This is a genomic window from Streptomyces sp. NPDC055078 (genome assembly GCF_053607985.1).
Genome location: NZ_JBSGUP010000429.1, coordinates 1 through 7,117 on the forward strand (window position 1 = coordinate 1; position 7,117 = coordinate 7,117).

Sequence of the window (7,117 nt, forward strand, 5' to 3'; positions counted from 1 at the left end):
CACGCCGCTGGTTGTGGGCCGGGCGACTCCTCCACCTCCTGGAGATAAGGCTCATGGCTGCATGCTGCGGATTCCCGCGCTGCTCCTGCTCCGTCATCGCCGGCCCCGGTGTCACCGTGGACGGCAACGGGTCCGCAGCGGCGCCCTACACGATCAGCGCCGACCCGGTCCCCACTGCGCTCCAGGCCGGAGACACGGCCACCGTGGACAACACGGTCACGGGCACGGGCGCGGTCGGCGACCCGTACGGCATCACCTCCGACGTCATCCTCGACCCGGCCCCGCCCAGCGGCGGAACGAACCTGCTGAAGTCCGGTCCTGACGGCCTGTACGTCGAGTGCGCCGACGTCCGGACCTGCTTCACGGCCGGGGACGGCATCGCGTACGACCCGGCCACCGGGGAGATCGCGGCCCAGCTCTCGACGGACGCGGGGAACACGGCGTCGTTCGGCACGGACGGCGGTCTGTTCGTCCCGCCGGGCGCCGGCACCGCGCTCCAGGGCGGGGACACCCCGACCGCGAGCAACACCGTCACCGGGACCGGCGCGGCCGGCGACTCGTACGTGGTGAGCACGGACGTCGTCCTCGACCCCGCGCCGCCTGGAGGCGGGGCCAACCTGCTGGAGGCAGGGCCGGACGGGCTCTACGTCGAGTGCGCGGACGTCCGGAGCTGCTTCACCGCCGGGGCCGGGATCACGTACGACGCGTCCACCGGGACGATCTCCGCTGTGGGAACAGGTCTGACGGTCGCGGACACGGAGACGGTGGACCTCACCCTGACCGGGACCGGCGCGGCCGGCGACCCGTACAGCGTGGAGGCGGACGTCATCGTGGCTCCCGAGGACAACGGCATCGAGATCACCCCGGCTGGTCTCCTCGTCGCTCCCTCGGCCGACCCGGGCAACCGGCTCGTCTTCGGTGCGGACGACCGGCTGTTCGTCCCGCCGACCGAGGTCGGGTGCGGCCTCCAGGGCGACGGCTCGGCCGGTGCCCCGATCGAGGCGTTCCCGATCGCGGGCGACCGCACGTGGGATGCCGACTGGACGTGTGACGCTGCGGCGAACTCGACGCTTCGCTGCGACCCGAGCACGGGCGCCCTGTGGACGCCGCCCGAGCACACCAGCGCGGCCGTCACGATCCAGCAGAACCACCCGCTCGGCACGCCTACCGTCCCCGTCACGAGCGGGTTCATCCTCGTGGACTCGACCGCCTGGGCAGAGGGCTCGTACACCGCCGACAGCCTGAGTGCCTGTCGTGGGATCACACTATCGACGCGGTTCACGGGGCACGTCGAACTGACCTGGCCGGCGAACGCCCAGTTCGAGCTGGGCTACGCGGTGCAGATCAACGGCGGCGGCCTGGCGGTGCGGGTCGCGCAGGGCGTCTACGTGAACGGTCCGGCCCGTCGGGAGCGGTACAGCTTCGGCGTTTCGGAGGCCGTCGTTCTCGCCCCGCACACCGGCTACGCCGTGCGCGTCTACCCGGCCGTCCGTGTGATCGCCGGAAGCGTGACGTTCAACCAGTGGATCACCGACACCGACCTGATCGCCCTGACCCGGTAAGGAGCCTGACGTGCGCTACTTCATCAACGACAGCGGCGGGTGGATGTCCGTCAGCGGCGACGCCGACGCGTTCCCGATCGTCCCCGACGGGTACCGCGAGGTACCCGAGGCCGAGTTCCACGAGGCGGCCGGGACCATCGTCCTGCCCGCGCCGACGGACTGAACCGACCAGCACTCTACGGCGCTGTCTCCTGCGAACGGAGGCAGCGCCGCTTGTGCGCTCGGCCCGGTAGCGGCAGGCCGTGCGCGGCTATGCTGGACGCGTCGCCGCTGGTTGTGGGCCGGGCCGACCAACACGTGTTGGAGGCCCCAGGATGCCCTGTCCCTTGATCGCCAATGCGGACACGATCCGCGTCACCCGGGTAGATGGCTGTGGCCGCCCCGTCTGCGGTGAGGACAACGGATTCGTCTTCGACTGCTTCGCGACGCTTGCGATGAACCCCAACGTGGAGGAAGGCGAGGACGTCGAGTACAAAGCCGCGAACGGCCGGATCTGCGGTTTCAAGCGGGGCTGCCCCTCGTTCCGAGGGTTCGACCTGGAGCTGTCGTTCTTCTCCGTGAGCCCGGAGTTCATCGAGATCACCACCGGCAACCCGGTGGTCTACGGCTTCGACGGGCAGCCGATCGGCTACGACGACTGCTCGGTGCAGTGCAACTCCGGTTTCGCAATCGAGCTGTGGGCGGAGGTCCTGGGCGCGGACGCCTGTGCCGCCGAGGGCGCGGGCGAGGGCGCGTGGCTCTACTTCCTGTTGCCGTGGGTCAGCAACGGGCAGCTCGGAGACCTGGAGATCGGCAGCGAGGCGGCGACGCTCACGCTCACCGGCAACACCCGTGCCGGAGGCGGCTGGGGTACCGGCCCGTACGACGTCATGCCGCTCGACGCGGCCGGTACCGGCGGCCCGCTCCTCACCCCGCTCGGGCCCACCTGTCACCGGCGTACCTTCGTCACGACCGTTGCGCCGCCCGAGGCCACCTGTGAGTACACCGCCGTCGCCGGCGACCTCTGCCTGGCGTCCTGACCGTGGAGGCCCCGGACATCGTGGTGCCGGTCCGGGAACGGCCGGTCAACGAGCAGCTGCGGTACTCGCTGCGAAGTTGGTCGGCCCACCTCCCTCACGGCCGGGTGTGGATCGTCGGCTACCGGCCCGCGTGGCTCCACGGTGTTCGGCACATCCCCACCCGGCAGACGGGCACGAAGTACCAGAACACGACGCTGGCCGTACGGGCGGCGTGCGAGCACCCCGAGGTGTCAGACGTGTTCCTCCTCGCCAACGACGACATGTTCGTCATGAAGGCGGTGGACGAGATGCCCGTGCTCCACCGCGGCCCGGTGCGAAACGTGGACTCGTACTACGCGGCCCGCGCGTCGGGGAAGTACCTACGCGGGATGCAGGAGACCCGTGACCTCCTCGTCGGCATGGGGCACGCCGATCCGCTGTCGTACGAGCTTCACGTCCCGCTGCCGGTGGTGAAGGCCGGCATGGTGAAGGCCCTCGACGCGGGCAAGCACCTGGCCGTGGTCCACAAGCGGACCTTGTACGAGGTCCTGAACGGCATCGGCGGCGACCAGATCGAGGACGTGAAGATCCTGCACCGGGCCCCGCGGTTCCCCGCCGACGCCACTTTCCTGTCCACGATGCCCGACTCGTTCAGCCACGGGCACGTCGGGCAGCACATCCGCCGGACGTTCACCGAGCCGTCCCGGTACGAAGCCCCAGGGAGGCGCTGATGGCACTCCAAGTCGGCCCGTGCGAGGCATGGCCCACCTCGCTGTGCTGCGACATCCCCGAGGGGGTGGGGGAGGCGGACGTCGAGCGGTGGACGCTCGTCGCCTCGATCATCCTGTGGGGCCTGTCGGGGCGCCGCTGGGGGCCGTGCCCGGTCACGGTGCGACCGTGCCGCCGCTCGTGCGTGGAATCGACCGTGACGAGCTTCCAGGCCGGTGTCGGCACCGGCCCGTGGGTGCCGTACATCGGCGTCGACGGCATGTGGCGCAACGCCGCCGGGTGCGGCTGCAAGTCGGACTGCTCGTGCGGCGAGCTGTGCGAGGTCTACCTGCCGGGCCCGGTGTACGACGTCGTGGAGGTCCGGCTGGACGGCGTGGTCCTGTTCCCCGAGCAGTACCGGGTCGACGCCCCCGGCAAGCTGGTGCGCACCGACGGCGAGTGCTGGCCGGACTGTCAGGACATGGCCGAGCCGGTCACCGAGCCGGGCACGTTCGCGGTGACGTACCGGTGGGGTCTGCCGCTCGATGAGGCGGCCATCGCCGCCGTGAGTGAGCTGACGTGCCACCTCCTCAAGGGGTGTGCGCCCGGCGGGTCCTGCGGGTGCAAGACCAACCGGAACCTGACCCGGATCGTGCGGCAGGGCATGGAGATGGAGATGCCCGACCCGGCGTCGATCTACAGCGAGGGCCGGACCGGTCTCCCGCTGACGGACATGTGGCTGGCGATGGTCAACCCGTACCGGCTGACGAGCCCGAGCCGCGTCTACAGCCCCGACTACAAGAGGCCGAGGGTGACGACGTGGCCCTGACCCCGCTGGCGATCCACGAGCTGACGGAAGCGGTCCTCGGCTGCATGTGCGTCGCGCTCGACCAGACCGCGGCCCTGGTCGATGGGCAGCCCGGCTGTCCCTCGTGCCGGACCTGCGTCGTGCCGGGGCAACCGGCGTGGGACACGTGCGACGACCCGTGCAGCAACGAGGCGGCCGGCGGGCAGCTCACCGTGTCGGTGGCCCGGATCTACCCATCCAGCGACCTGGACTTCCCCGGCGAGGCCCGGATCGTGCAGGGCGTACGCGGCTGCATGCCCCCGCCGATCACCGCGCTGGAGATCGCGGTCACGCTGCTGCGGTGCGCGCCCACGTTCAACGAGCAGGGCTGTCCGCCCTCGTGCACCGAACTTTCGGCGGCGGCCCAGGCCCTGCACGTCGACATGGTCACGGTCTACAACGCGCTGTTGTGCTGCCTGCCCGGGACGGAGCAGCGGCGGCGCGGGCGCCGGTTCGTGATGGGCGTTCAGCGGACGGTCGGGCCGGAAGGCGGTTGCGTCGGCCTGGAGCAGCGCGCGACGGTGGCCCTGCCCCACTGCGGCGTGTGCCTTGGAGAGGAGTCACCGTGAAGATCAGCGAGGTGATCGCGCGCCTTCACCGACTGTGGGAGGAGCACGGCGACCTGGAGGTCCGGGCCTACGACTACTCCGACATCAGCCCGTCGCCGGTCGAGACGCCCGAGGTCGAGACGAACGGTGCGGGCGAGAAGTACGCCCTGCTGCGCCCGTAGGAGGCCGCTATGCCCGTTGAGGTGAGGATCGACCCGGGCCGGATCGCGCGGACGCTGCGGCTGCGCAACGGCGTCGTGGCCCGCCGGCTCGCGGAACGTACGCAGCGCACGGCGCGGATCGCGGAGCGCGAGGCACCCGGCACGATGGGCCGGTACATCTCCTGGAAGGTGGAGAGCGGGCCGACGGGTCTGCAAGGGGTCATCGTGTGCGACCACCCGGCGACGCGGTTCGTCCTTGACGGCACCCGGCCGCACATCATCCGGCCCCGCCGGAAGAAGGCGCTGCGGTTCGAGATCCGAGGCCGCGAGGTGTTCGCCGCGTACGTCCGGCACCCGGGCACCAGGGCGAACAACTTCCTGGCCAGAGCGCTACGTCAGGGCCGCTGAACTGACCGAGCCACCGCCGAATCCGGCGGGGGCTCGGCTGAACCAGCTGTGGAGCTGGCGCGCCCAGAGCCGACGTTAGCGGATCGGGGCCGGTGTTCACTCACAACCCGAGGAAGATCCTCCTCCCGAGGAGTCGGAGCCCGACGAGCTGGAGCTGCTGGACGAGTCGCAGCTTGACGAGGATGGGGGCGAGTCATACGAGTTGCCCCACGTCGAGGGGCCCGGGTCGACGTAGACGGCGCTGTCGTCACGGCGCGTGGAGCTGGCCGGCGACGAGGTGGAAGGGCTGGCGGTCTGGTTGCGGCGGCGGTTGCGCCGGGGGAGAAGGCTCACGCGGTGAGTCTGGCTCCAGCGGCGCCCGGTCGAACCCGATTTGAGGTAGATCAGCGGTTCCGTCCGTGCTCTACCCTTACCGCCCCACACGCCGCTGGTTGTGGGCCGGGCGTACGCGAAGGACGGAAGGGCCACCACCCGTGAAGAAGCAGTTCGCGCTCAACACGAGCCCCCACGAAGCCGAGATCGGCGACGTCACCTTGCTGTTCCAGGCCGAGGTCATGGGTGACGAGTTCCTGGACACCTATGCCAGCCTCCAGGACACGCAGAAGCGGCTCAACATCGACCTGCCGGACATGGCGAACGTGGACCTGACGCAGGTCCGCGAGACGACCCAGGCGCTCCGCGTCTTCCTGGCGAAGCTGATGCTGCCGGAGTCCGCCGAGAAGTTCGCCCGCTGGGACGTCAAGGTCGGCGCGAAGGTCGTCAGCAGCCACACCGACCCGGACGAGGCCCGCGAGGCGGCGGAGACGAAGAAGAACGCCAAGGTCGTGGACGCCGGTATGCGGCTTCCCGACCGGGTCCTGGTCGAGCTGCTGGAGTGGGTAGTCGAGCTGTACGGAGGCGGCCAGCGCCCTCCTACGTCGTCCAACGTCTCTGCGCCAGCATCATCGAGTCCTGGGCGGAGTGGGAGGGCGGGCTCGCGCTCCAGGGGGTCGATGTCCACTCGTGGCCGCTGAGGGTCATGCTCAGTGCCGCCGAGGCGTCCATCGACGCGGGGGCGGAGGACGACAACGAGCGGGCCAGGAACCGGGCGAAGCTGTACGCGCCGCCGAAGGGTTCCCGCCCGCAGGGCCGCCGTCTGCCGCCTCCGGCCATGGCCATGGACCGGAGTGACGCGCAGGCGATGATGGCCCGTCTCGCGGCGGAAGACGCCCGCCTGGGGGCCGGGTAGCAGCTTCGCCCCGAGGGGGCGCCCCTCTCACCAGCTAGTCTGGTCATCGCCGCTGGTTTTGGGCCGGGCAACCACCGCTTTCGCGTGAGGTTGCCTTGGCCGAGGACGAGGACTATGGCGTCGGCCGCATCCGCATCGTCCTTGACGACGCCAATGCGGTTGCCGACGCGCGGGACCTCGGCATCCGCATTCAGCGGGCGCTCGACCGCAGCACCCGCAGCGTCGGCACCGCGATCCGACGGAACATCCAGAACGGCCTGAACCGTGCGGCCGTCAGCGTCACCGTCCTGCCGGACCTGCGTCGCTTCGACTCGGCGCTCCTCACCGGCCTGCGGTCGCTGGAGTCCATCAACTTGCCGGTCGCCCCCGACCTGACGGGGTTTCTCGAGCGCATCCGCGCGCTCCTCGCTGGCGAAGAGGTCCCGATCCGGGTCGTCCCGGATCTCGATGACCTGGACGAGCGAATCCGGGCGCACAACGCGCCGGACGTCACGGTCGGGGTCGATGTCGACACCAACCGCCTGACGCGGGCGCTGTCCGGGCTCGGCGGCGTCGCCGGCCGGGTCGTCGGCGCCCTGGGCGGGCTGCTGCGCCTGGGTGCGGTCGGCATCGCCGCGGCGAGCGCCGCGTCCGGTGTCATCGCCTTCGGTGCGGCCC

10 protein-coding genes and 1 pseudogene are annotated in these 7,117 nt (G+C 70.7%); all 11 read left to right on the plus strand.

Annotated features, from left to right (window positions below):
- Positions 1–1,562 (plus strand): hypothetical protein (locus ACWF94_RS28285; RefSeq protein ID WP_453494421.1); only part of this gene is annotated, 1,562 nt, incomplete at its 5' end.
- Between the two features lie 10 nt (positions 1,563–1,572).
- Positions 1,573–1,725 (plus strand): hypothetical protein, encoded by a 153-nt coding sequence (locus ACWF94_RS28290; RefSeq protein ID WP_453494424.1) that lies wholly within the window; start codon positions 1,573–1,575, stop codon positions 1,723–1,725.
- Between the two features lie 163 nt (positions 1,726–1,888).
- Positions 1,889–2,581 (plus strand): hypothetical protein, encoded by a 693-nt coding sequence (locus tag ACWF94_RS28295; protein ID WP_453494427.1) that lies wholly within the window; start codon positions 1,889–1,891, stop codon positions 2,579–2,581.
- 2 nt (positions 2,582–2,583) lie between these two features.
- Complete coding sequence (locus tag ACWF94_RS28300) at positions 2,584–3,291, plus strand: hypothetical protein (protein WP_453494430.1); 708 nt, start codon at positions 2,584–2,586, stop codon at positions 3,289–3,291.
- Positions 3,291–4,097 carry a hypothetical protein gene (locus ACWF94_RS28305; protein WP_453494433.1) on the plus strand — a complete coding sequence of 269 codons (807 nt, stop codon included), beginning with the start codon at positions 3,291–3,293 and terminating at the stop codon, positions 4,095–4,097. Before ACWF94_RS28300 ends, ACWF94_RS28305 begins: the two co-directional genes overlap by 1 nt.
- Positions 4,088–4,684: a hypothetical protein gene (locus ACWF94_RS28310; RefSeq protein WP_453494436.1), complete on the plus strand. Its 597-nt coding sequence runs from the start codon at positions 4,088–4,090 to the stop codon at positions 4,682–4,684. Before ACWF94_RS28305 ends, ACWF94_RS28310 begins: the two co-directional genes overlap by 10 nt.
- A complete protein-coding gene (locus ACWF94_RS28315; RefSeq protein WP_453494439.1) occupies positions 4,681–4,845 on the plus strand; it encodes a hypothetical protein in 165 nt (54 codons plus the stop codon). The genes ACWF94_RS28310 and ACWF94_RS28315 overlap by 4 nt, the downstream gene beginning before the upstream one ends.
- A gap of 9 nt (positions 4,846–4,854) precedes the next feature.
- Entirely contained in the window at positions 4,855–5,232 is a 378-nt protein-coding gene (locus ACWF94_RS28320) for a hypothetical protein (RefSeq protein WP_453494442.1), read from the plus strand.
- Positions 5,233–5,705: 473 nt separating this feature from the next.
- Positions 5,706–6,245, plus strand: coding sequence for a hypothetical protein (locus ACWF94_RS28325; RefSeq protein WP_453494445.1), 540 nt, complete (start codon positions 5,706–5,708; stop codon positions 6,243–6,245).
- 5 nt (positions 6,246–6,250) lie between these two features.
- A complete protein-coding gene (locus ACWF94_RS28330) occupies positions 6,251–6,460 on the plus strand; it encodes a hypothetical protein (protein WP_453494448.1) in 210 nt (69 codons plus the stop codon).
- Between the two features lie 95 nt (positions 6,461–6,555).
- Positions 6,556–7,117, plus strand: a pseudogene (locus tag ACWF94_RS28335) (hypothetical protein); the annotation flags it as partial.